27 protein-coding genes and 1 tRNA gene are annotated in these 23,082 nt (G+C 57.7%); 13 read left to right on the forward strand and 15 right to left on the reverse strand.

Features of this window, described 5'->3' with window-relative positions; all coding sequences use genetic code 11:
• Window positions 1-6: 6 nt before the first annotated feature.
• The 6 genes from QSV77_RS13650 to QSV77_RS13675 form a co-directional block, all read right to left on the reverse strand.
• On the reverse strand, window positions 7-1,287 hold the full coding sequence (locus tag QSV77_RS13650; protein ID WP_302733797.1) for a CpaE family protein: 1,281 nt from the start codon (window positions 1,285-1,287) through the stop codon (window positions 7-9).
• Between the two features lie 34 nt (window positions 1,288-1,321).
• On the reverse strand, window positions 1,322-2,002 hold the full coding sequence (locus tag QSV77_RS13655; protein WP_269700370.1) for a CpaD family pilus assembly protein: 681 nt from the start codon (window positions 2,000-2,002) through the stop codon (window positions 1,322-1,324).
• Between the two features lie 56 nt (window positions 2,003-2,058).
• Window positions 2,059-3,642 (reverse strand): type II and III secretion system protein family protein, encoded by a 1,584-nt coding sequence (locus QSV77_RS13660; RefSeq protein WP_302733799.1) that lies wholly within the window; start codon window positions 3,640-3,642, stop codon window positions 2,059-2,061.
• A complete protein-coding gene (gene cpaB / locus QSV77_RS13665) occupies window positions 3,639-4,445 on the reverse strand; it encodes a Flp pilus assembly protein CpaB (protein WP_052820178.1) in 807 nt (268 codons plus the stop codon). The genes QSV77_RS13660 and cpaB overlap by 4 nt, the downstream gene beginning before the upstream one ends.
• A 121-nt stretch (window positions 4,446-4,566) precedes the next feature.
• Window positions 4,567-5,079 carry a prepilin peptidase gene (locus tag QSV77_RS13670; RefSeq protein ID WP_302733801.1) on the reverse strand — a complete coding sequence of 171 codons (513 nt, stop codon included), beginning with the start codon at window positions 5,077-5,079 and terminating at the stop codon, window positions 4,567-4,569.
• 113 nt (window positions 5,080-5,192) lie between these two features.
• Window positions 5,193-5,381, reverse strand: a complete 189-nt coding sequence (locus QSV77_RS13675; protein WP_302733802.1) for a Flp family type IVb pilin — start codon at window positions 5,379-5,381, stop codon at window positions 5,193-5,195.
• 461 nt (window positions 5,382-5,842) lie between these two features.
• Here QSV77_RS13675 and QSV77_RS13680 point away from each other — a divergent pair, with 461 nt between their 5' ends.
• Window positions 5,843-6,205: a pilus assembly protein N-terminal domain-containing protein gene (locus QSV77_RS13680; protein WP_153515366.1), complete on the forward strand. Its 363-nt coding sequence runs from the start codon at window positions 5,843-5,845 to the stop codon at window positions 6,203-6,205.
• Between the two features lie 239 nt (window positions 6,206-6,444).
• On the opposite strand, the gene QSV77_RS13685 is transcribed toward QSV77_RS13680, so the two are convergent.
• Both QSV77_RS13685 and QSV77_RS13690 read right to left on the reverse strand, forming a co-directional pair.
• Window positions 6,445-6,531: transfer RNA gene (locus QSV77_RS13685), tRNA-Leu, on the reverse strand.
• Between the two features lie 120 nt (window positions 6,532-6,651).
• Window positions 6,652-6,957, reverse strand: a complete 306-nt coding sequence (locus QSV77_RS13690) for a SelT/SelW/SelH family protein (protein WP_142840833.1) — start codon at window positions 6,955-6,957, stop codon at window positions 6,652-6,654.
• A gap of 133 nt (window positions 6,958-7,090) precedes the next feature.
• On the opposite strand from QSV77_RS13690, the gene QSV77_RS13695 reads away from it, so the two are divergent.
• From QSV77_RS13695 to QSV77_RS13710, 4 genes are all read left to right on the forward strand, one after another.
• A complete protein-coding gene (locus tag QSV77_RS13695; RefSeq protein WP_142840834.1) occupies window positions 7,091-7,540 on the forward strand; it encodes a DoxX family protein in 450 nt (149 codons plus the stop codon).
• A gap of 133 nt (window positions 7,541-7,673) precedes the next feature.
• The gene (locus tag QSV77_RS13700) at window positions 7,674-8,372 is read left to right on the forward strand and encodes a type 1 glutamine amidotransferase (RefSeq protein ID WP_302733804.1); all 699 of its coding nucleotides are present in this window, start codon (window positions 7,674-7,676) and stop codon (window positions 8,370-8,372) included.
• Window positions 8,373-8,450: 78 nt separating this feature from the next.
• A complete protein-coding gene (locus tag QSV77_RS13705; RefSeq protein WP_046799222.1) occupies window positions 8,451-8,639 on the forward strand; it encodes a YegP family protein in 189 nt (62 codons plus the stop codon).
• A 178-nt stretch (window positions 8,640-8,817) separates the two neighbouring features.
• Window positions 8,818-9,924, forward strand: a complete 1,107-nt coding sequence (locus QSV77_RS13710; protein WP_302733805.1) for a GH25 family lysozyme — start codon at window positions 8,818-8,820, stop codon at window positions 9,922-9,924.
• Window positions 9,925-9,936: 12 nt separating this feature from the next.
• Here the strand turns inward: QSV77_RS13710 and QSV77_RS13715 are convergent, their stop codons facing one another.
• Entirely contained in the window at window positions 9,937-10,812 is an 876-nt protein-coding gene (locus tag QSV77_RS13715; RefSeq protein ID WP_302733806.1) for a DMT family transporter, read from the reverse strand.
• A 163-nt stretch (window positions 10,813-10,975) separates the two neighbouring features.
• Between QSV77_RS13715 and QSV77_RS13720 the strand changes: the two genes are divergently transcribed.
• Complete coding sequence (locus tag QSV77_RS13720; protein ID WP_302733948.1) at window positions 10,976-12,376, forward strand: PLP-dependent aminotransferase family protein; 1,401 nt, start codon at window positions 10,976-10,978, stop codon at window positions 12,374-12,376.
• A gap of 71 nt (window positions 12,377-12,447) precedes the next feature.
• Window positions 12,448-12,765 (forward strand): hypothetical protein, encoded by a 318-nt coding sequence (locus QSV77_RS13725; RefSeq protein WP_142840837.1) that lies wholly within the window; start codon window positions 12,448-12,450, stop codon window positions 12,763-12,765.
• Window positions 12,766-12,839: 74 nt separating this feature from the next.
• Here QSV77_RS13725 and QSV77_RS13730 read toward each other — a convergent pair whose 3' ends face one another.
• Complete coding sequence (locus QSV77_RS13730; protein ID WP_142840838.1) at window positions 12,840-13,298, reverse strand: Rrf2 family transcriptional regulator; 459 nt, start codon at window positions 13,296-13,298, stop codon at window positions 12,840-12,842.
• 154 nt (window positions 13,299-13,452) lie between these two features.
• Here QSV77_RS13730 and QSV77_RS13735 point away from each other — a divergent pair, with 154 nt between their 5' ends.
• Entirely contained in the window at window positions 13,453-14,340 is an 888-nt protein-coding gene (locus QSV77_RS13735; protein WP_302733807.1) for an NAD(P)/FAD-dependent oxidoreductase, read from the forward strand.
• Here QSV77_RS13735 and QSV77_RS13740 read toward each other — a convergent pair whose 3' ends face one another.
• A complete protein-coding gene (locus tag QSV77_RS13740; RefSeq protein WP_302733949.1) occupies window positions 14,341-15,117 on the reverse strand; it encodes an AraC family transcriptional regulator in 777 nt (258 codons plus the stop codon).
• A gap of 94 nt (window positions 15,118-15,211) precedes the next feature.
• Here QSV77_RS13740 and QSV77_RS13745 point away from each other — a divergent pair, with 94 nt between their 5' ends.
• The gene (locus QSV77_RS13745; RefSeq protein WP_302733808.1) at window positions 15,212-15,619 is read left to right on the forward strand and encodes a DUF2000 family protein; all 408 of its coding nucleotides are present in this window, start codon (window positions 15,212-15,214) and stop codon (window positions 15,617-15,619) included.
• A gap of 69 nt (window positions 15,620-15,688) precedes the next feature.
• On the opposite strand, the gene lepA is transcribed toward QSV77_RS13745, so the two are convergent.
• From lepA to QSV77_RS13760, 3 genes are all read right to left on the reverse strand, one after another.
• The gene (gene lepA, locus QSV77_RS13750; RefSeq protein ID WP_161991328.1) at window positions 15,689-17,527 is read right to left on the reverse strand and encodes a translation elongation factor 4; all 1,839 of its coding nucleotides are present in this window, start codon (window positions 17,525-17,527) and stop codon (window positions 15,689-15,691) included.
• A gap of 61 nt (window positions 17,528-17,588) precedes the next feature.
• On the reverse strand, window positions 17,589-18,458 hold the full coding sequence (locus QSV77_RS13755; protein ID WP_302733809.1) for a carbon-nitrogen hydrolase family protein: 870 nt from the start codon (window positions 18,456-18,458) through the stop codon (window positions 17,589-17,591).
• The gene (locus QSV77_RS13760) at window positions 18,455-19,063 is read right to left on the reverse strand and encodes a GNAT family N-acetyltransferase (protein ID WP_302733810.1); all 609 of its coding nucleotides are present in this window, start codon (window positions 19,061-19,063) and stop codon (window positions 18,455-18,457) included. Before QSV77_RS13760 ends, QSV77_RS13755 begins: the two co-directional genes overlap by 4 nt.
• Window positions 19,064-19,136: 73 nt before the next feature.
• On the opposite strand from QSV77_RS13760, the gene QSV77_RS13765 reads away from it, so the two are divergent.
• The 3 genes from QSV77_RS13765 to QSV77_RS13775 all read left to right on the forward strand — a co-directional run bounded on the left by QSV77_RS13765 (window position 19,137) and on the right by QSV77_RS13775 (window position 20,754).
• Window positions 19,137-19,538: a ketosteroid isomerase-related protein gene (locus QSV77_RS13765; RefSeq protein ID WP_142840843.1), complete on the forward strand. Its 402-nt coding sequence runs from the start codon at window positions 19,137-19,139 to the stop codon at window positions 19,536-19,538.
• 98 nt (window positions 19,539-19,636) lie between these two features.
• Window positions 19,637-20,215 (forward strand): helix-turn-helix domain-containing protein, encoded by a 579-nt coding sequence (locus QSV77_RS13770; protein WP_193559519.1) that lies wholly within the window; start codon window positions 19,637-19,639, stop codon window positions 20,213-20,215.
• 20 nt (window positions 20,216-20,235) lie between these two features.
• Complete coding sequence (locus QSV77_RS13775) at window positions 20,236-20,754, forward strand: GNAT family N-acetyltransferase (RefSeq protein ID WP_271360550.1); 519 nt, start codon at window positions 20,236-20,238, stop codon at window positions 20,752-20,754.
• A gap of 14 nt (window positions 20,755-20,768) precedes the next feature.
• On the opposite strand, the gene QSV77_RS13780 is transcribed toward QSV77_RS13775, so the two are convergent.
• On the reverse strand, window positions 20,769-21,842 hold the full coding sequence (locus tag QSV77_RS13780; protein ID WP_302733811.1) for an alpha/beta fold hydrolase: 1,074 nt from the start codon (window positions 21,840-21,842) through the stop codon (window positions 20,769-20,771).
• A 143-nt stretch (window positions 21,843-21,985) separates the two neighbouring features.
• On the opposite strand from QSV77_RS13780, the gene QSV77_RS13785 reads away from it, so the two are divergent.
• Window positions 21,986-23,080, forward strand: coding sequence for an AraC family transcriptional regulator (locus QSV77_RS13785; RefSeq protein WP_302733950.1), 1,095 nt, complete (start codon window positions 21,986-21,988; stop codon window positions 23,078-23,080).
• Window positions 23,081-23,082 lie beyond the last annotated feature (2 nt).

Genomic DNA, 23,082 nt, shown 5'->3' on the forward strand with positions numbered 1-23,082 from the left:
CGAAGCCTATTTGCGCTTGAGAATATTCTTGAGTTTGTCCAGGCCGCCGCGTTTGCTTTTGCGCAGCACGGTACGGCCGGTAATCGTATGGGCGATCTGTGAGAAAGTTTCCGCGATCTGGGATTTTTCATCCATCTCGCTGATCATGCGACCACTGTTGGCGGCATTTCCAAACAGCAGGGTATCGAACGGAATGATCGCAATCGGCTCGATTTCCAATGGCTCGAGAAAGTCCGCCGGCGCGATTTCCGGACGTTTCGGCATGCCCACCTGATTGAGAATGAGGTGCGGTAACTTGTCATTCGGTCGCAGTTTTATCAGCGCATCGAACAGGTTCTTCGTATTACGCAAATTTGCGAGATCGGGAACCGCCGTAATCACCACTTCATCGGCTTCCGCAAGGACTGCCCGCGTCCAGTCGCACCATTGGTGGGGAAGATCGAGGACCGCAACAGGGGCGCTACGCTGCAGAACCTCGAGAATTGGGAGAAAAGCCTGACGATCGAGATCATAGGTCCTGTCGAGAAGTGACGGTGCCGCCAGAAGTGACAGATGGTCGGAGCATTTCGTCAAAAGACGGTCGAGAAACACCTCGTCCAGCCGTTCCGGTGAAAACACGGCTTCCGCCATGCCTTGGGCAGGGTCCTGATCAAAATCGATATTGGCCGTGCCATAGGCAAGGTCCATGTCGGCCAGGATGGTTTCGGTGGAAAACAGCGTGGATATGCCGAAGGCGCAGTTATGCGCGATCGTCGAGGAGCCCACTCCGCCTTTGGCGCCGATGAAGGCAATGTTGCGGCCGAGCGGTTCCGCCTCCGGATCGACGAAGATCGTCGCGATCGAGCCTAGCAGATCGGCCATGCTGACCGGGGCGACAAGATATTCGGAAATGCCGTTACGGATGAGATCGCGATAAAGCGTTATGTCATTGTGTCGGCCGATGATGATGACACGGGTGGTGGGGTCGCAAACCTCCGCCAGCGGAGCGAGATCATCCAGCAGGGAAGCGGGTGCGCTTGCCGTCTCCAGAATGATGAGATTGGGCGTGGGCGAAGCGGAGAACATCGTGGCTGCCGCGTTGATGTCCCCCTTGGTCACCCGAAGGGTCACCTTGCTCATGCGTCTGTCGCCGGACAATGCGTCCATGACGCCCTGCATATTGTCGCTGACAGAGAAGGCATGGACGGAAATGCGGGGCAGGGGCCGCAGACGATCCATGTCCCCGGCGCGGACGGGCGCGGCGTCTATGCCGCCGCTTGATTTGATATCGTATTCTACAGCGCTCATCGTCTATCCTGCCGTAACAAATGGTGGAACCACATCAGTCCGTCGCAGCCGTCGTGCTCTTGCCGCGATAGGAGTCTATGACCACGGCGCGACGCTCGGCATCGATCGGACTCATGCCCCGCGGGCCGACCAGATCCATTGGATTGGCAACCTGTGCGGCGAGATTGCTCTGCGAAGCGCATCCGAAATTGTACCAGTTCTTGTTGGCGAAGGTATTGTCCGAAAGGTCTTCGGGCCACTGGCCGCATTGCCCGGTCATGGCGGTAACAGCGACATAACTCAGGCGGATGGGGGCGGCATCGCCATTTGGGGATGCCGCATAACGTGTTTCCATGATTTTGCCCGAAGGGACGCCAGCGCCGGAAAGCGTTGAACGGATCTGCTTTGCCATTCTGGAGGCCGCTGCCGAATTGGCTGATCCCGACGGCGTCTGAATATTGATGATGCCGGTCGACATGGATGCGTAATTCTGGGCGAAACCACGAACGTTATCCGCCACTGCGGTGGTCAAGCGGCTGTCGCCCGCTGAAACCGGAATATCCAGCGAGTGCTCCGCTTCCGAAAGGGTGATCGGATGACGTGTGCGATAATCATCGGGAATGGCATTGGTTGTTAGCGGATCGCGTGCGCAGCCTTGCAGCAGGCCAGCGACGAGCGCAACCATGGAGACGAGACCGGCCCGTCTGAGGGAAGAAGAAGAGGTTATTTCCGGCATGACGTTCCCTGCCCTTATCGGGCTTGCTCTGAAGAGGAGATTTCGTGCGCGTGTCGTCATTTGTAGATGAACCCCACTGATCCCTGATAGGGCGCTGCCTGAACCTGGTCTTTCCGGCCATAGACCTTGTTGACGCGGTTCATGAAATACATGGCGGCATCGTTTTCCGGGTTGAAGTTGTCATCCGGGCGGGCGATCTGGTTGCGCGCAACAGGCCGCACCAGATAGGGCGTGGCGATGATGACCAGCTCCGTCTCGTTGCGGATAAAGTCCTTGCTGCGGAAAAGCGTGCCGAAAATCGGGATTTTCGACATGCCCGGAAGTCCGGACATGGCCTGACGGACATTGTCCTGAACAAGACCCGCGATCACGATCGATCCGCCGGACGGAAGCTCGACGGTTGTGGACGTTTCGCGCTTGCGGACTGACATATAGGTCGAGCCGGGAATGTTGCCGCCCGAATTTCCCGTTACCACGTTGCCTTCATATGTCGGCTCGGAAACATTGGTCTCGATCTTAAGGCTGATACGCCCTGGCGAAAGTACAACGGGCTTGAAGTTCAACGTGATGCCGTAGTCAACCGTATCTGTTTTACGTGTTATGGTCTGCTGGCCGGTTTCCTTGTCAACGGATACTTCTTGCTCTGCGGCCAGACGGAAATCTCCACCCACATAGAACTTGGCCTGTTCACCGGAGATGGCGGTGAGACTAGGCTCCGCAAGGGTGCGCACGACGCCAGCCTGCTCCATGGCATTGAGGTAGCTGGCAAAGTTCATCGAGCCGGAACCGATTGAACCGCTGGCTATTCGCGAGGCAGTGCTGATTGCATTTCCAAGATTGGACGGATTGGAGAACGAAAAGCCGTTATTGCTTGTCGAGCTGCCAATGGAGCCGTTGAAGCCGAGCTGTTTCAGCACCTGCCGGCTGACTTCGGCGACAGTCACCTTCAGTGTTACCTGATCCTCGCCCTCGATCGTCAACATGTTGACGATTTGCGATACTTGGCGTCTTTCCGCAAAAATCGCTGCATCGCCGCCATTGTCACCGCCGGTGAGTGATATATTGCGCGTGGTGGCTTCCCCGCCCTTTAGAAACGCGTCGGCGAGCTGCACGGCACGCGCAGAATCCTGCGGCGTGCGCACAGAGCCGGTGAGAACGATGTTGTCCGAAACGATTTCCACCTTGATATCCGACTCGGGAATAAAGCGTCGGATATTGGCCTCGAGGCCGGAGATGTCGCGCTCCACTTCAAGATCGAGACTGACGATTTCGCGACCGCCCTGACCGAAAATAAAAATATTGGTCTGTCCCACCGTCTTGCCGAAGAGATAAATACGCCGAGAAGTGCGTGTCACGGCATCGGCAAGGCTTGGATCCGCAACGAGAATGTCGTGCGCATCCTCAGGCAGATCAATCACCAATGCCTTGTTGAGACCTAGCTTCAGCCGTTTGCGGATGCCTGATCCGCTCTCGGTAATCCGAACGATACTTGCGCTTTGTGCCGCGGCTTCGCCAAGGCGCAGAAATTCAGGCGAATGCGAGCCTGGAATGCCTGAAAAAGCCACGCAGAATGCAAGTCCGCCCAGCATCGATGAACGCAGGTGTCTTTTAACGCGCTTTGCCATGAACTCCCCGGTCATTGTGATGCTCCTTGACTGCCTTTGACGATCGACCCGGACTTGATCACCTGTATTTCCGGTTGACCGGAGCCGCCGTTGAGAAGGTAGCCTGCTGAAAGCGTATCGTTTTCCTGCGCGTCGGCGATCGAGCGCAACGCAAGAGTGAGCCGATCCGCCATCTGCTGCGCCACCGTTATGATTTTTGCCTGTTCTGGCGTCAGCTCCAGAGTTGCAGTCGCACCGACGACGGCGGAGATGCCGTCCTCGCCTTCCTTGATCTGCTGGTCGATTGCGAGAACGCGGACATTGTTCAAAACGTTCTCGGTCAGGAAATTGCCGTTATCGCCCTTGCGAACCATGATGACATCCACCCGGTCATTCGGCAGCACGAAACCGCCGGCGCCGGTGGAGACGGAAATTTCCGTAGCGACGGCGCGTTTGCCCGCCGGCAGAAGTGAAGACATGATGCGGGTACTGGAATCGACGACCTTTTCCGGCCGCACCGGTTCGCCCTCGAACAGGGGCAACCGCACGACGGCACCGGTGAGTTCGGTGATCGCGTTCGGATTTTTGGTTTCGGTTATGAAGTTGTCGACGACATTGCCCTGTGGCCACGGTGTCCAGCGCATCGAACTATCGTTCAGGCGGCTACCGACAGGCAAGTTGACCGAGGAAACGAGAACATTGACCGTCGGCTCCTTCTGGATGATCGTTTCCGCTTTTTCGATGACCTGCTTTGCGCCGGAAATCTGCATGGCGACGAGACCGGCAAGACCGGCAGCGACCAGGGCAACGGATAGAATAACGATACGCGACGGTTTCATGCTCGATCCTTGAGGGAATCAGGTTGTTCTCCCCTCAGGATGGCGTGTGATTGGTATAATTATGGTTAATATTATGCTTGGATTTGTGGTTAACCGTACTTTAATCCGTCAGCGCTGTTGTTCAGGAAAGACTGGCGATGGCGGCTTTTACAAGAGGCGCGTCACCGTAAGTCAAAAGGCCGGCAATGGCGATTCCGATGCCATAAGGGATTTTTTTTGCCACTATCAGGGAGTCCGGAATGGGAATGCCAATCGCCATGATTTGCTGCGATCGCGACCGCAAAAGCAGGATGCCGATTGTCAACAAGCCGCCAATGACGGAGACTCCAAGCAAGAATTCGATGAGCGAAGAATTGAATCCATACCAGACCGTAGCCGCGGTCAACAGCTTGGCGTCCCCCCCACCCATCACATTGGCGGCAAAGAGCGCAAAACAAGCAAAAAAAACGGCGGCCGCTGCTGCAATGCTCATTGCGAAAGTCTGCCATTCCATGCCGGTAAATGGTGCAACAACGAGGAAGCAAACTAGCAAGATAAGCGGTATTCTATTGGGTATGGTCATGCTGAATAAATCGTTCAGCGCAGCAAAAGCCAGGCACAAAGGCAAAGTCAGAAAAATTGCTGCTACGACCATTGGATCAATTCCACAAAGGATTCCGTGTGTGAGTGGCGAGCAATGAAAGGCGGAATCAAAAATATTAAGATGGCCGCGCCTTTCCGGAGCGGCCACCCAAGGAAGTAAAGGGACTATTCGCCCGACTTCGTCGCGGCCTCTGTCATCTTCGATCCAATGTTGTCGAAAAGTGTGCCGATTTGGCTGCCGACGGTCGTGGCACCGCCGATGATTGCAACGGAAATAAGCGCGGCGATCAGGCCGTATTCAATTGCCGTGGCGCCGGATTCGTCCTTGAGGAAACGAGCGAAAATCTTGGTCATGAGTATCTCCTAACTCTTGTTTGGTTCAGCACGCCGACAACTGTTTTCCGTTGTTCGGTTGCGTTCAAACTACAGCCGAGCGATTTCCAACCACTTAAAAAAAATCCTTAATCCAAAGTAAATGGCATGATGAGTTTCTCTTGGTAAACAAAGATAAAAAGTATTGCGCGTATTTTTATATTTGCTGATAAACAAATATATTCCGGCGCAAGGGATTTCCCATTTTTGGAAAGCGACTCCCTCGATGGGACATATATGTTCAATTTTGATGCGAGCCGGTGGAGGCGGAAAAAGACTTCAGCTGCGCATGGTTACTGCCTGCATCATGCATTTTCGCCATTTAACGCTTCATTCACTAAAACCGCGCATTCTGCGACGCAGTAAAGTGCGGGTAATGAACAAGGGCCAAACGCGTGTCATCCGGAAAACTGGCGAAAATTGTGGTCGGCTTGTCCGTCATTATGGGAGGCTCGTCGCAATCTGTTTTCGCCCAAGAAGACATATTGCGCGTTTCGATGAACCACGCCCGTGTTCTCCGTCTCGATCGTCCTGTCAGCAAGGTTATTGTTGGTAATTCGAAAGTTGCCGATGCCACGGTCGCCGATGCCACGACCATTGTGCTGACCGGCCGCAGCTTCGGTACGACAAATCTCGTGCTTCTTGATGCCGATGGCAATCCGATCGTCGATGAGCGCATTCTCGTCTCCATCGATGAAGGCAATACAGTTCGCGTTTTCCGCCAGACGGAACGAACCGTGCTATCCTGCACGCCGAATTGCGAACAACATTCGCAAAACAGTGGCGACAAAGACTCTCAGCCGTAAGCTCGGCGAGGCCAGACGAGGCTTTCACATATAATGATTTCGCATGAAGAAGCGGCGGGCATTTTGTCGGCGTGACAAATGTTGCGTTCGCGCAGGTGGCAATCGTTTTTTGGGGGAAACGGGACCAGGAGTTTGATCAGATCGAAAAAACACAACATGCGCCCCTGCGTTTCGCGGGAGGCCTACATGTTGCTGTTTTTTCGTCTAAGTCATTGATCTGGCTAAGATCAAAAAAGGAATGGTGCCCAGAAGAGGACTCGAACCTCCACACCCTTTCGAGTACCAGCACCTGAAGCTGGCGCGTCTACCAATTCCGCCATCTGGGCGACGGAGAGCGATGTACGAGGGCAGCCGCCCGGTGTCAACAGACTTTTTGAACTTTTATGACGATCATTGATTTTAAAGGGAAAAAACTTGGTTGGTGGCTGTTGAAACATGTCGCCGGGTCAGGTGTCGAGCCCGTCATGCTTCGTTCTGTCCACATGGCCGAGGTCGCGGTCCGGATCAATGATATCGCGGATTCTCTGCTTGAGCTCTTTTGGGCCGGGAAAACCGCCATCGCGTTTGCGTTCCCATATGGTGGCGTCGTCCACGGTGATCTCGAACAGACCGCCGGTCGAGGGGATGAGGCTGACTTCGCCGATATCAGAAGCGAAGGTTTGCAAGATCTCCTGCGCCATCCAGCCTGCGCGCAGCAACCAGTTGCACTGCGTGCAATAGCGGATGGTTATGCGCGGCTTGGTGTCGGTCATGGTCACGTCTCCTTCAAAGTCCGGTCACGATAATGTCAACTATAACACTCATGTTTTTACCCGGCGCGTTCTTGTTCTTATCACGGAGCTTTGCGAACAGATAAGCCATCGAAGGCTGAAACGTGGAGATCCTATGGCCCAGTTCGACAATAACCGTCAGCGTCTTTTCGTTCCCGCTGTCGCACCGCTTTACAACTCGACGCATGATCTGGTGGAGACCATTCTGCGCGTTGCGGCGGGTGTTCTTCTCGTCACCCATGGTTTCGGCAAGATCGCCAACCCTTTCGGTGCGGTCGGCATGGTGGAAAGCCTTGGCTTTTATCCCGGCGTGTTCTGGTCGCCGCTTCTTGCTGCCACAGAGTTTTTCGGCGGCATTCTGGTGGCGATCGGCCTCTTCACGCGGCCTGCCTCTTTTGCGGCCATGATCGTCCTGTTGGTAACGGTCTATTTTCACGGCATCGTAAAGGCGGAAGGTCTGGCTGGTGCAGAAAAGTCGATCCTATGGGCGGCTATCTTCCTGTTCTTCGCCGTTCGTGGTGGTAACCGGCATTCCGTCGACGCAAAAATGTCCCGGGAATTCTAAGGTTCCGTCGGCGGGGTTTTCAATATTGCCCCGCCACCCTTCATGCCTCTTGAAAATCCGTTTTTCTCATGGTGAAGCTTGAATTTGACAGGCGAATGCGTCGTTTGAATTTTCAGCACCATCGAGAGGCCGTATGCGCGTTGCAATCATCGAAAACATGGCGGGCACGCCGCACGGACAGCTCGGGGTTGCGTTGGAAGAGGCGGGTTCGGACTTGCGTGTCATCCGCGCCTATGCGGGCGAGCCTCTTCCCACGGGTGCCGGTGAACATGATGCGCTCATCGTTCTCGGCGGTGAGCAGAACGCCCTCGATGACGCGCTTTATCCCTACCTTCCAGACCTTGCGCTTTTGATGAAAGCCTTTGGCGATGCCGATAAGGCCGTGATGGGTGTGTGCCTTGGCAGCCAGTTGCTGGCGCGCGCTTATGGGGGAGAAAATATTCTCTCCGGCCCGCCTGAATTCGGTTGGGAAGATGTATCGCTGACGGAAGACGGTGTATCCGATCCGCTATTGGCGGGGCTGGATGAAATATTCCCCATCTTTCAGTGGCACCGCGATACGTTCACGCTTCCGCCGGGTGCAATACGGCTGGCAACCAATGAAGCGACGCGAAATCAGGCCTTCCGTCTAGGCCGGGCGGTTTATGGCACCCAGTTCCATTTCGAAGCATCCACCGCTGTGGTGGACAGCTGGTGCGAGGCCTTCCCGGCATCGGTCGAAAAAATGGCGCCCGGCTGGCTGGAAAAATACAGCGACCATCGCGGCAGGCGCGCAGATATGGCCGATGCAGCCGGTCTGGAAATTGCGCGTGCCTGGGTGCGGCTCATTTAAGCGGATTATTTTCGTTGTTAACGAGGGCGATCAGGGTCGTGGTCGTTTCACCATCATCAGCAAGGAGATGTGAAGAGCATGTATAAATTTGAGATTTATCAGGACAAGGCTGGCGAATATCGTTTTCGCTTCAAGGCATCCAACGGCGAAACGATGTTTTCTTCGGAAGGGTACAAGGCCAAGGCCTCGGCCGTCCATGCGATCGAGTCGATCAAGAAAAATTCTCCCGGTGCCGATACTGTCGATCTGACCACCATGACGGCCTGATTTTTGCCGCCCTGTGAGAACTCGAAGCATGTTGCCTGCCAGAAATGACAGGCGCATTGGCAGGTGCCGGCGTAAAGATAAGATTCAGTCTTTTTTGATAATCTTCCGTTAGCAATTGTATTTCGAGGTCTCCGGGCGGCGTTTGAGTGCCCCCGATTTGTTTTGCGTACGGGTTCTCATGCGATCATCGGCTGTGCCAGCACTTTTCTTCGGTTGCCTTTTGTTAGGTGGCTGCACCAGTTCCGGGCCGGAAAGCCTGGTGGCTGGCCTGCCTTCGAAGGAGACGACGAGTTCGGTCACGCCTTCGGCACCCGTGCCGCAGGCAAGTGTTGGCACGCAGGCCATCACCGCCCAGCCACGGCAGGAAGTGCTGGCATGGGGCGGGCCGGTGCCTGAAGAGCCCAAGGCCTTTTCCGCCGTCACTCCAAAAGCCTCCATGCTTCAGAATGCGCCTGAAATCGGCTTGCCAACGCCATCGCAGGCGGGAATGGTGCGGCCGGCGGAGCGCCCGATGGTTCGCGAAATGGAGCGCCCGGTGCAATTGGCCATGGCCGCCGCCCCGGCAGCGGGCGTCGGCGCACAAATCCGCTCGCGTATTTTCCGCTCCAGTTTCAGCGATGCCAAGCCAATCAATTTCGGCCGCGTTCAGCCGCGCCATTTTCAGGTCCACGGTGTGGATGTCTCCCGCTGGCAGGCAAATATAAATTGGCCGCAGCTGCGCACCCGTGGCGCCAATTTCGCTTTCATCAAGGCGACGGATGGTGGCGATCATCTTGACCCGATGTTCCGCACCAACTGGCAGCGTGCGAAGGAAGCAGGTATCCGCCGCGGCGCCTATCACTTCTTTTATTGGTGCCGCTCGGCCAGCGAGCAGGCGGATTGGTTCATTCGCAACGTGCCGCGCGATCCCGATGCGCTGCCGCCTGTCATCGACGTGGAATATAACGGCGAGTCGAGCTGCAAGATGCGCCATTCCCGTGAGCGCGTGCTGGAAAAGATGCGCGTCTTCATGACCAAGCTTGAGCGTCACTACGGACAGCGGCCGATCATTTATACGGCACCTGATTTCTATAAGGACAACCTCACGGGCGAATTCCAGGACTATCCCTTCTGGCTGCGCGCCGTCGCCCAGCATCCATCCGTGGTCTATCCCGGCCGCAAGTGGCTGTTCTGGCAATATTCCGGCTCCGGCCTGTCGCACGGTGTCGATGGCCGTATCGATCTCAATGTCTTCAACGGCAGCGAAGACGCATGGCATCGCTGGATCGACCGCCGTTCAAGCTGATCCGGGCGGGTGTCAGCGCGCGAATTTTCTGGCACCCGCAACGCAAAGCACTACGATAAGCGTAACCCCGATCATGGCAGGGCTCACCTCTTCATGCAGCAGCGTTGCTGCAAGCACCAGCCCGAAGAACGGCTGCAGCAATTGCAGCTGGCCCACAGCGGCAATACCGCCGAGCGCCAGCCCGCGATACCAGAAGATGAAGCCGATCAACATGCTGAACAGCGACACATAGGCAAGGCCGCCCCAAGCCTGCGGATCGATGCCGGCAAGCGTTTCCGGTCCGGTGAAAAAGGCAAGCGGCAGCATCACCGGCAGTGAGAGAACGAGTGCCCAGGAGATGACCTGCCAGCCGCCCAGCTTGCGCGACAGAGCGGCGCCCTCGGCGTAACCCAGTCCGCAGACGATGATCGCGCCCAACATCAGGAGATCGCCGGCAAGCGAAGCCCCAACTCCGGCTGAAAGCGAGTTCGACAGTGAAAAACCTGCCACAAGGGCACTGCCCAGACAGGAAAACAGCCAGAAGGCCGGGCGGGGACGTTCGCCACCGCGCAACACCGCGAAGACGGCGGTTGCGAGCGGCAATAGCCCGACGAAGACGATGGAATGCGCTGATGTGACGTGACGCAGCGCCAGCGCCGTCAAAAGCGGAAAACCCACCACCACACCGAACGAGACGATGAAAAGCGATGTCATATCGTTCCGCGCCGGGCGTTTTTGCTGGAACAGCAACAGCAGGGCGAGTGCCAGAATGCCGGCAATGCTGGCGCGGGCAACAGTCAGGAACACCGGATCGAAATCGGTCACGGCAATACGTGTGGCCGGCAGCGAACCGCTGAATATCACCACGCCGATAAGGCCGTTCAGCCAGCCGCTTGTCGTCTTGTCCATTATCATCTCCTGCATTTTGCTTTCTTGATCCGGAACGACTGGCAGGAACAGCAACAGTCGTATACAATTTCAAGAAACTGTTATGGTTGATGTCCCAGTACGGATGGAGAGCGGTTTGAACGAGCAGGTTGTTCCCGTCACGCGCATCGAGCCCCCACCAGGCATGCAGCCCGGAACACGCATAGAAAAAGTAATGGCGAGCATCCGCCAGCGAATCGCCGCGCGCAGCCTTGTGCCGGGCGCACGTTTGCCTTCGGTGCGGGCGCTGGCAAAGGCGATGCAGGTTTCCACCTCCACCGTCGTCGAAGCCTATGACCGCCTGGTGGCTGATGGCACGATAGGTTCGCGTCCCGGCTCCGGTTTTTTTGTGGCGGGTCCGCTTGCGCCGTTATCTCTGGCCGATATCGAGCCGCGGCTGGACAGGGCGGTGGATCCCCTTTGGGTGTCCCGGCAGGCGCTGGATGAGGCCTCCGTCCTTGCCAAGCCCGGCTGCGGCTGGCTTCCCGCGTCATGGATGCCGGAGGAGGCGCTGCGGCGGGCGATGCGGGGGCTTGCCCGTGCGGATACTGCCCTGCTGACGGATTATGCGAGCCCAATGGGGCTGCTGCAACTTCGCCAGCTTCTGTCGCGCAGGCTAGCGGAACACGGGGTACAAGCGGGCACCGGCCAGATCATGCTTACCGATTCCGGTACGCAGGCGATCGATCTTCTCTGCCGTTTCCTGCTGCAGCCGGGGGATGCGGTGATTGTCGACGATCCCTGTTATTTCAATTTCCATGCGCTGCTGCGCGCGCACCGCGTCAGGGTCATCGGCGTGCCTTACACGCCAACCGGGCCGGACTTGCCGTTGTTCGAACAGGCGCTGAAGGAACACCAGCCGCGTCTTTATATTACCAATTCCGCGATCCATAATCCGACCAGCGCCAGACTTTCCGCCGTTACCGCCCATCGGCTGTTGATGCTCGCCGAACAGGCGGGGCTGACCATCATCGAGGATGATATTTTTGCCGATTTCGAAACACAGGCGGCACCGCGGCTGGCTGCTTTTGATGGTCTTAGCCGTGTTGTCCAGATCGGCAGCTTTTCAAAAACCCTGTCGGCTTCCGTGCGGTGCGGTTTCATCGCGGCACCTCTGGCATGGGTGGAAGCGCTGACCGATCTCAAGATCGCCACCGCTTTCGGTGGAGCGCATTTTTCTGCGGCGCTGGTACTGTCGCTTTTGACGGATGGCAGTTACCGCAAGCATGTCGAGGCGCTTCGACTGCGCCTTGCGGCGGTGATGCCGCAGGCGGCGGCACGTCTGAAGTCGATCGGATGTGTGCCCTGGATCGAGCCGCAGGCGGGCATGTTTTTATGGTGCCGTCTGCCGGACGGAGTGGATGCGGGCGATGTGGCGCGCCACGCGCTTGCGCAGCAGGTGGTTCTGGCACCCGGCAACGTCTTCAGTTCCTCGCAGAATGCATCCAGTTTCATGCGTTTCAATGTATCGCAAATGGGCAGTCCGCAGACCATGACGGTGCTGGAGGATGCGCTCCGGGAGGCGGCCGATCACCGCCTGCCCTGAAGGCATGGGGATGAATCGGAACAAAATCGCGTGAACACCGTTTTCTCCGCAGAGTGAAGAGGAGAAATACCATGACATTCGATCCCAACAACCCGCGCCCGGACCGCGATCTTCGTCCGGAACTGAATATCAGCAATGAGCCGACTGCCCGGACCTCGTCGTCCTGGGTACCGTGGCTGGCGATCATCGTCGTCGTGCTGGTGGGTGTTTTTGCCTGGTCGCAGATGAGCGGCCCGACCACCGATCCGGCCACGACATCGTCCACCACGCCGCCTGCGGCCACGGATCAGGCACCGGCACCCATGGCGCCGACTGCCCCGGCAACGCCGCCGGCAAATAACACGGCCCCGGCAAGCCCGAATACGGGTGGTACTCAGACCCAGCCGTAATGGGCTGACTGACATGATAAGACCGTCTGCCTTCGGGCAGGCGGTTTTTTCGTGGGTGCAATCAGCTTTCGCGTTTAGAGCTGCTCCATCGCCGATGGGCTATTGGACACCTTGGACCAGCGGGCGATCGATTCTTTCGCCAGCGCTGCAAGCGTTATGCTCCCAAAGCGGGACAGGAGGATGGTTTCCGCCTCTTTCATCGCGTCAAAAAGGGCCTCATTGACTGCCTGTTCGATAACGCAGTTCGGATTGTCGCCCGCCAGACCGATGGAAAACAGCTCCGGTGCGCCGAGTGCCCGGTAAATATCCAGCAGGGTGATTTCGCTTAGCGGTCGCGCCAGGACCCAGCCGCCGCCATGGCCTTTTTCCGATGAGACATAACCATGCTCCCGCAGGCCCGCCATGGTTCTGCGCACTACCACAGGATTGGTCTGCAGCATGGCGGCGATGCTTTCAGAGGTCGCCGCTCTCTCGTGTTTTTCCATATGGATCAGAATATGCAGCACCCTTGAAAGGCGCGTGTCGTGTCTCATTGCGCAAGCCCATTTGTTTTTCGCCACGCTATCAGTTCCGAAGTGACGTAACAATATAAGTTGCGTGACCCTTGACTCGAAAAATCACGTAACAATATAAGTATCGTGAAAATAAGCGGGCGCTTCCTGCCCGGTCTTGAACGATAGGTGCATCATGAAATTCGACGTCATCGTCATCGGCGGCAGCTATGCCGGTCTATCCGCCGCCCTGCAGCTGGGCCGCGCCAGAAAAAACGTTCTTGTTGTGGATGCGGGTAAAAGAAGGAACCGTTTTGCCAGCCATTCCCATGGGTTTCTTGGACAGGATGGCAAGGCACCGGGCGAGATCGTCGCCGAAGCGCGACGTCAGATCGAGCGTTACCAGACGATAGCGTGGGCGGAGGGTAGCGTGACCGGCGCCGAGGGGTCTTTTGGCGATTTCGCCGTTGAGATCGACGGTCACCGCCGCGAAAGTGCGGCCCGGCTGATCCTTGCCATGGGCGTTACCGATCAGCTGCCTGACATAGCCGGGCTGAAAGAGCGCTGGGGCTCTTCGGTCTTTCATTGCCCCTATTGCCATGGCTACGAACTCGATCAGGGAAAAATCGGTGTCATTGCCGCTTCACCCATGGCTATTCATCACGCCCTGATGCTGCTGGACTGGGGTGAGACGACTTTCTTTACCAATGGCATGTTCGTGCCGGATGAGGATCAGGCCGCACTTCTGTCTGCCCGTGGTGTCCGGGTGGAAAAAGACCGTATCGCGGAAATTGCCGGACATGCGGATGTCGTTCTGGCCGACGGCCGCAGCATTGCGCTGGCCGGTCTTTTCACCCAGCCGAAACTGCGGATCACCTCGGAATGGATCGGAAAACTCGGCTGCTCCGTGGAGGAGGGGCCCATGGGATCGAGCATCGTGACTGATGCCATGAAACAGACCACGGTCCGCGGCGTCTTTGCCTGCGGTGATGTCGCAAGGCCGGCAGGCTCTGTCGCCCTTGCGGTGGGCGATGGTGCCATGACAGGTGCCGCGGCGCACCGGTCAATCCTGTTTCCGGAATGATCAGCTGGAGGTGAGGCTAAGCCAGCGTCCGGGAGGCATGCCGAAGGCATTCTTGAAATGCCGGGTGAAATGCGCCTGATCGGCAAACCCGCAGGCAAATGCCGTTTCAGCAAGGCTGGCACCGGCCCGCATCATCTCCTTGCATTTTTGTAGTCGCCGCATGATGAGATAACGATGCGGGCTGGTTCCCAGCAGGCCACGGAAATGCCGGAAGAGCGTAAAGCGGTCGAGCCCGCTTATTCGCTCCAACTCCTCTGCACCGACAGTGTCGGCACTGTTCTCCAGCAGATAGTCCCGACACCGCAAAACGGCGGCGTGGTCAATCCGTTTGATGGTTGTAGCGCTGCCGTTTGAATGTTTGGAAAGCAGATCCGCCAGTCTCGATTGCCAGTCGGTCAGGAGCAGATTGTCCGGCTCGCTCTCGAGATTGCCGAGCGCCTCGATCAGACATTGCCGGAACGCGGCGTCCTCGATAACGGGATTTTTTGCAAAGGGCAGCGCCTGATATCCCGCCTGTGCGATTTTTTCAGGCGGAAGATAAAGCATGCGGTAGCGCAGGCCTTCATCCGTGTCTGCGCCGCCATCGTGCACTTCGTCGGGATGCAGCACGATGACATTTCCCGGCATGCTGAAATGCGAGGTGCCGCGATAGGAAAAAGTCTGGACGCCGGAAAGCGTGACGCCGAGCGCATAGGTATCATGGCGATGCGGCGCATAGGCGTTGCCATGAAAGCGTGCTTCGATGCGTTCTATGCCCTCGCTTGCGGGCGCCTGCACGATCCCCTCGAATTTGCACGAACGTTCAAGATCGACGGTGCGCGAAGGGTCTAGGGTTGCTTCTCTTTCGTAACCACAGCCAGATTGAGTTCGCATGTTTGATACCAAGATCGCCGTCATCCTTCGTGATGACCTTGCCGTGTGGCAAAAACTGAACGTTACTGCATTTCTCATGTCGGGGATTGTCGCCCAGACCGGAGAGATCATCGGGGAACCATACCGCGATAGTGCGGGCAACGTCTACAATCCCCTGTCCATCCAGCCGATCGTTGTCATGGCCACCGATCAGGAGGTGCTCCGAAAGATCCATCAGCGATCCCTCGAGCGCGATGTCACAACATCACTCTACATTGAGGAAATGTTCGCGACCGGGCACGATGTCGCCAACCGTCAGGTATTTTCGGAATTTTCTCCTGATAATGCCAGGGTGGTCGGCATGGCGCTGCGGGCGGACAAGAAGATCGTCGACAAAATCACCAAGGGCGCAAAGCTGCATACCTAACCATGTCGCTTCAAACGCAAAAGGGAGGCTATAAGCCTCCCTCCAATAGCGATGCAGTATCAGTGCTGCTTATTCGTCGTTCATCTTCAGGGCGGCGATAAACGCTTCCTGCGGAATTTCCACCTTGCCGAACTGGCGCATGCGCTTTTTGCCTTCCTTCTGTTTGTCCAGAAGTTTGCGCTTACGCGTCGCGTCGCCGCCATAACACTTCGCCGTCACGTCCTTGCGCAGCGCGCGCACGGTTTCGCGGGCGATGACCTTGCCGCCGATGGCCGCCTGGATCGGGATCTGGAACATGTGCGGCGGAATGAGTTCCTTCAGCTTTTCGCACATGCCGCGCCCACGCCGGTCGGCCGCCGAGCGGTGCACCAGCATGGAAAGCGCATCGACAGGATCGCCATTGACGAGGATCGACATCTTGACGAGATCGCCTTCGCGATAATCGATGATGTTGTAATCGAACGAGGCGTAACCCTTGGAGATGGATTTCAGCCGGTCGTAAAAATCGAATACCACTTCGTTGAGCGGCAGTTCATAGGTGATCATCGCGCGGTTGCCGACATAGGTCAGCTCCGTCTGCAGGCCGCGCCGGTCCTGACACAGCTTCAGGATGCCGCCGAGATATTCGTCCGGCGTCAGGATCGTCGCCTTGATCCACGGTTCGCGAATTTCCTTGATCTTCACCACGTCGGGCATATCGGCCGGATTGTGAAGTTCTTTCTCGGTACCGTCAGTCAGCGTCATTTCATAGACAACCGAAGGTGCGGTGGCGACGAGATCGAGATTGAACTCGCGCTCAAGGCGTTCCTGAATGATTTCAAGATGCAGCAGGCCAAGGAAGCCGCAACGGAAACCGAAGCCGAGAGCGGCAGACGATTCCATTTCGAAAGAGAAGGAGGCGTCGTTGAGGCGAAGCTTGCCCACCGCCGCACGCAAATCTTCGAAGTCCGCCGCGTCGACCGGGAAGAGACCGCAGAACACCACGGGCTGTGCCGGCTTGAAGCCGGGCAGGGCCTGCGCGGTCGGGCGCTTGTCGTCGGTGATCGTATCGCCAACACGAGTATCGGCAACTTCCTTGATCGAGGCGGTGATGAAGCCGATCTCGCCAGGGCCGAGGCTGTCGACATTGACCATCTTCGGGGTCAGCACACCAACGCGCTCGATGCCGTATTTCGCGCCTGAACCCATCATGCGGATCTGCTGGCCCTTGCTCAGCACGCCGTCGATGACGCGTACCAGAACCATGACGCCCAGATAGGTGTCGTACCAGCTGTCGACCAGCAGTGCCTTCAGCGGGCCGTTTTCGCCAACTTCGCTCGTCGGCGGCGGCAGGCGGTTGACGATGGCTTCCAGAACATCGGGAATGCCAAGGCCGGTCTTGGCCGAAATCATCACGGCGTCGGAAGCGTCGATGCCGATCACTTCCTCGATCTGCTCCTTGATGCGGTCGGGTTCGGCCGCCGGCAGGTCAATCTTGTTGAGCACCGTCACCAGCTCGTGATCGTTGTCGATCGCCTGATAGACGTTGGCAAGCGTCTGGGCTTCCACGCCCTGCGATGCGTCCACGACGAGCAGCGAACCCTCGCAGGCCGAAAGCGAGCGGGACACTTCGTAGGCGAAGTCGACGTGGCCGGGGGTGTCGATGAGGTTCAGCACATAGGTTTCGCCGTTATTCGCCTTATAGTGCAGGCGCACGGTCTGGGCCTTGATGGTGATACCGCGCTCGCGCTCGATATCCATCGAATCGAGAACCTGTTCCGACATGTCGCGTTCGGCAAGGCCGCCCGTCGACTGGATCAACCGGTCGGCCAGCGTCGATTTGCCGTGATCGATGTGGGCAACGATCGAGAAGTTGCGGATATGGTCCAGGGGCGTGCGGGTCGAATTTGTGCTCATGCTCCGCGCTATAGCAGGGGCTTCTCATGCCGCAAAGCGGGAATTTGGTTAAAAGCCCTTTAAAATGGGCTTTTTAGATCGCAAATTGCTCCGGCCAGTCGCGACGGGTGGCCACCTGTCCCTCGGTTCTGAGTCTTGCGACAGCGGCAAGATCGATATCGGCAATCAATAACGTGCTGTGCGTCACCGCATCGCTGTCGCTTTCCGCAACGATGCCGGATGCCGGCATGCCATAGTCGGACGGCACGTAAAGCGCCGCACGGCCGCGATTTTCATCGACGGCAGGTGACCATGGGGCCTCGCCTGCGGTGGGAGAGGAGAGCACGGCATATTGGTTTTCCAGCGCCCGCGCCTGTGCGCCGATGCGCACCCGGTAAGCGCCGGCCAGCGTGTCGGTGCAACTGGGGGCAAGAACGAGTTCCACGCCGAGTTCCGCCAGCCTGCGGCCGAGCATGGGAAACTCATTATCGTAACAGATGAGGATGCCGAGCTTGCCGACTGGCGTGTCGAAGGCTTTCAGACCCTCTGCACCGGCATGGATGTTCCATTGCTCCCGCTCGAAACGGGTCATGATCTGCTTGTCCTGATAACCGATCAACCCGTCCGGTCCAAACAGCCATGCCCGGTTGCGGAACTTGCCGTCCGGGTCCTTCACCGGCGCACTGCCCGGCTGGAACAGGATTTGATGTTGCCGCGCCAGCTCTTCGCAAAGTTCCACCCAGGAAGGAATAAGCGGCTGTATCTCTTCGATGGAACGATGCAGATCCGACCGCGCCTCGGGCGGTAATTGCCCGGTCAGCGCCATGGCCGAATATTCCGGCAGAAGCAGCAGTTCCGCACCCGTTTCTTTCGCCTCGCGCACGATGGCGGCAAGATGCGCCGCATAGGCTTCCCATGTCTCGATCAGTTCGATGGCATATTGGCTGGCGGCGAGGCGGGTCATCGGTTTCTATCTCCTGCGGCGATGTTCTTCATCCAGAAGGACAGCGGTTTCGGGCTCTCGACGCTCTCATCGATATCCTGCCAGGTAAAGCTGGTGCGCAGCTCGGGGTGGTGGCGGTAGCCGCGCTTTTCCCAGAAGGCATTTAGCGGCACGTAATCTGCCGGGCGGCGCGGGTGATCCGCAGGCCGCTCGACAGCGCAGAAGGTGCACCAGTCGAAGTCGAGACGGCTGGCATGGGCCTCCCGTTCCTCGAAAAACCGCACGCCGATGCCGTGACCACGATAATCCGGCAACAGCACGCTTTCGCCGAAATAAAACAGCTGCAACGGGTCGTAACCGGCCGCCAGGAAAGGCGATTTCACCTCGTCGGTTTCCGCCGCCATGGGCATGCCCGTGGACATGCCGACAACCTGCCCGCCGTCGAGCGCCAGCACGAAAACAGCGCCCTTCGTATCGGCATAGGTGGCCAGATATTTGCGCTCATATTCCACCGAACCATCATAGAGATAGGGGAAGGCGCGGAACACCGTAATCCGCAGCCGTGCGAGATCATCGAAATAGGGTGCGGCGTCAATGCCGGAAAGAGACTTGATTTCGACGGTCATGGGCATTTTCACTTTCGGTTCCGCTGGTTATACCGTCATGGAAAACCCGCGCAAGCATTGAACGGAGAAGACGATGACCGCAGCCGAGACGATCCGCGCCTATTACGATGCCTTCAACCGACAGGACATGGATGCCTTTCTGGCGCTTCTTCATGACGAGGTGGTGCATGACATCAATCAGGGCGAACGCCAGGCCGGCAAGGCGGCTTTTGCCTCCTTCATGGACCACATGAACCGCTGCTATAAGGAAAACCTCACCGACATGGTGATCATGGCGAGCGCAGACGGTAAACGTGCCTCCGCGGAATTCACCGTCAATGGCGAATATCTCAAGACTGATGAGGGATTGCCGGAAGCTGATGGCCAGAAATACGTCCTGCCCGCCGGTGCCTTCTTTGACCTGAAGGATGGAAAAGTTAGTCGAGTAACAAACTACTATAATCTGAACGACTGGATTGCCCAGGTCGGCGCCTGAAGCCTTCATTGTTCCCGCGATAATGGCCATCCGACGGTAATCGGGTTTCCACTATCGTGGATATTGACTCCATCATATGGGAATTATAGTCTCATATGATGGAAAACGAAGATCATATTCTCGAACGTTCAATCGGTGAGCGGATCAGGTCGTTGCGGGCCGAAAACGGCCTGACACTGGATCGGCTTGCCTCTGAATCCGGTGTCAGCCGCGCCATGATTTCGCGCATCGAACGGGGTGAGGCGAGCCCGACGGCGTCGCTGCTCGCCCGCATCTGCGCAGCATTGGGCCTGTCGCTCTCCGGCTTCTTCGCCGAAAACGAAGAGGCTGTTTCCCCGCTGGTAAAGAAGCGGGACCAGCAGCTCTGGAAAGATCCCGAAACCGGTTATGTCCGCCGCGCCATCTCCCCACCGCGCGTCGGTTCCGATGTCGATATTGTCGAGGTCGAGTTTCCGGCCGGTGCGCGTGTCGGCTTTCCGCCGCATGCGGCAAGCAGGGGCATGACGCAATATGTCTGGCTTTTCGAAGGCGTTCTGGAGATGACGAGCGGCGGTACGGTGCATCTGATGGAGCCCGGCGACTGCCTTTTCATGCCGGTCGGTGAAGGACATGTCTTTCACAATCCTTCCGAAAAGCCCGCCCGTTACGCTGTCGTGCTGGACCAAAGACAGCGCTGATTTTTTCCAGAGGAGTTTTCATGGCCACCATCCGCGTGCTGAACGGGCAAGAGACGCTCGACGTCCTGCCGGAACTTTGCGAAGTCCTTTCCGCCTGCGTCAATGGCGGCGCATCCGTTGGTTTCATGTTGCCCTTTTCTCCGCAGGATGCAGAGCCCTTCTGGCGAGCCGTGGCGGAAGCGGCGAATGAGGGCGGCACGATCCATGTCGTGGCGGAAGTGGATGGCAAGGTGGTGGGAACCGTGCAGGTGGGCCTCGCTTCCAAACCCAACCAGCCACATCGCGGTGATCTGATGAAGCTTCTCGTGCATCCCTCGGCGCGGGGTCTCGGGCTTGCCCGCAAGCTCATGCAGAAGGTTGAAGAGGAAACGGCAGCCCGTGGCCGTACCCTTTTGGTGCTGGATACGGCCACAGGCAGTGATGCAGAGGCGATCTATCCCCGCCTTGGCTGGGAACGGGTCGGGGTCATTCCCGATTACGCCCTGTTTCCCGATGGGCGTTATTGCGGCACGACGCTGTTTTACAAGCGGATCGGCTAGCACATTTCCGCCGCTTATTGTCCCGGCTTCAGCGTGCGGTTGAAGGCGTCAACAATCATCTTTTCCAGTTCGGCATGAATATCTGCGCGGTCGCGTGGCCCGGCCGGTTCGCAGATCGGATCACGCTCGCCAACGGATTTGAGAAACGCATCGGCATCCGGTTTGCATAGGGGCAGGAAGCTGAAATGGTTGGCCTCATCGACCTGTTGATAGGTCGCGCCGGGCACCTCGGCTGCCAGTTTGTCCGCCAGCACGGCCGGTGGAATTTTCCCCTTGCTGCCGAGATTGATGAAGGCCAGCGGAATATCGATTGTTTTCAGGCTGTCCGGCTGGAAGGCGAGTGCGAGGCCAGGATCGACCAGCACGGCGGAACGAATGCGTGGATCGCGGTTCTGCTGCTCGAAACGGGCCTTGTCGAGAGTTCCGAGGTCGAGCTTCGGTACACTGACCGGCTCGTTGTTGAGATAACCCCGGCCGCCGGCAAACCATTGGCAATCCATCATTGCAGCATGGTCTTCGCAATAGCGCTTATACGCGTTGAGATCGGCGCGTGCGCCCGAAATCTCCATTGCCGCGCTGCCGCCGAGCGAAAAACCGAGTACGCCGATCCTCTGCGCATCGATCGCGCCCGACCATTTGCCCTGCGTCGTCAGCGCGGTGATGATTGTGGAAAGATCGCCCGTCCGCTCCCAGATTTTCGGCGTATCGGCAGGTGTTGAATCGCCGCTGGTGGTGCCGGGATGGTTGGGGCCGGCGACGATGAAACCTTCGCTCGCAAGCTTTGCGGCGATCCAGGCCATGCCGCTCACTCTCGAGCCCGAACCGTGTGACAGAAGCACCAGCGGCAGGCGACCCGGTTGCACTGTGCTGTCCTTGAAGACAGCCGTGCCTTGAAAAATCCGGTCCTCGCCGGAACGCGTCTGCGTGCCGTTGCCCTCCGAAGGATACCAGACGGTGACGGCAAGGTCCTCGCCACGTTCGGGAGAGTGGATGGCGATTTCGCTGACGCCAACGGCTTCATTTGCAAAAGCCGGCTGGGTAATGAGAGCGGAAAACAGCATGGTGGTGATGGTGACGATGGGGCGCATGAAAAACCTCTTGCGGTCGGAAAGAACGAGACCCAATCTGCACAGTCACCTGTTTTTCGCGTCCTTGATCGTGTTTGAGGTCGTACCGAAACGCGATCTGGTCCATGAAAAGACAACAGGTCGTCGATCCGGGATATTTATTCGTGCTTTTCATTCCCCTGCCATTCGTCGTGGCGCTTCTGTTGGTCGTCATGTTCATCGTCTTTTTCCGAAGCGGAGACGATGTGCGGACGAACCGCGCCTTTCTGGCCCTGATCGCGCTTTGCGCCGTGCAATCGGTTCTTGTCGGCCTGCGCTGGGGGTATGGCGTCAATGCCGTACGTTATGTCCTGCCGGTTCTGGCCGCCTGCCTGCCACCGCTTGTCTATATCGCCTTTCGCGGCTTGATGAGGGTCGGGGCAGACAGCAGGAGAGCGATGCTGGCAAGTCTTGTGTTCTCGCCTTTGTTGATCGTTGTTCTGGAATTCGCCTTGCCGGTAGTGATCGACCTTGCCTTGATCCTCATCTTCGTCGGCCATGCCGCCGCACTGCTTCTTCTGGGAGGAAAAGGGCCGGATGGGCTGGACGAGGCGCAATTCGCCAGCGTCACTTCTGCGCACAGGGCATTGATTATCGCCGCCATGGCGCTTTGTGTTTCGGCGCTGTTCGATCTTCTCGTGTTCCTCGATTTTGAGTGGGCGCATGGGGAAAATGTCGCCGCGCTTGTCAGCAATGCCAATCTTTTCGGGCTGTTGCTGATCGGTCTGATGGCCGCCCTGGCTGGAAAAAGCAAAGCGCCGCAAACGGCTGCAGAGCCGGCCGAGGAATTGCCGCCTCCCTCAGAACCATCGGAACAGGACCGCGACATAGTCGCTAGCCTCGACCAGCTGATGACAACACAGGCGCTTTACCGCGACGAGAACCTCAACCTGACGCGGCTGGCCAGACGCCTCGGCCTGCCCAGTCGGCAGATATCCGGTGCGATCAATCGTTCCCTCGGCATCAATGTCTCACAATATGTCAACCAGCTCCGTATCCGCGAAGCCTGCCGGCTGCTGGAGGAGACGGAGCAATCGGTAACCGCGATCATGTTCTCCTCGGGTTTCCAGACCAAGTCCAACTTCAACCGGGAGTTTCGCCGCGTCACCGGCATGAGCCCGGTCGACTGGCGTGAACGGCAGGTGTGGAAGCTGGTCTCGCCAAACAAAACGGCCACCCGGCAGATGCCGGATGACCGTCTGAAGATGGTCGGGAAATGAGG

Origin of the sequence: Agrobacterium sp. V1 (assembly GCF_030518355.1) — a bacterium.
In the GTDB taxonomy this organism is placed as follows: Bacteria; Pseudomonadota; Alphaproteobacteria; order Rhizobiales; family Rhizobiaceae; genus Agrobacterium; species Agrobacterium cucumeris.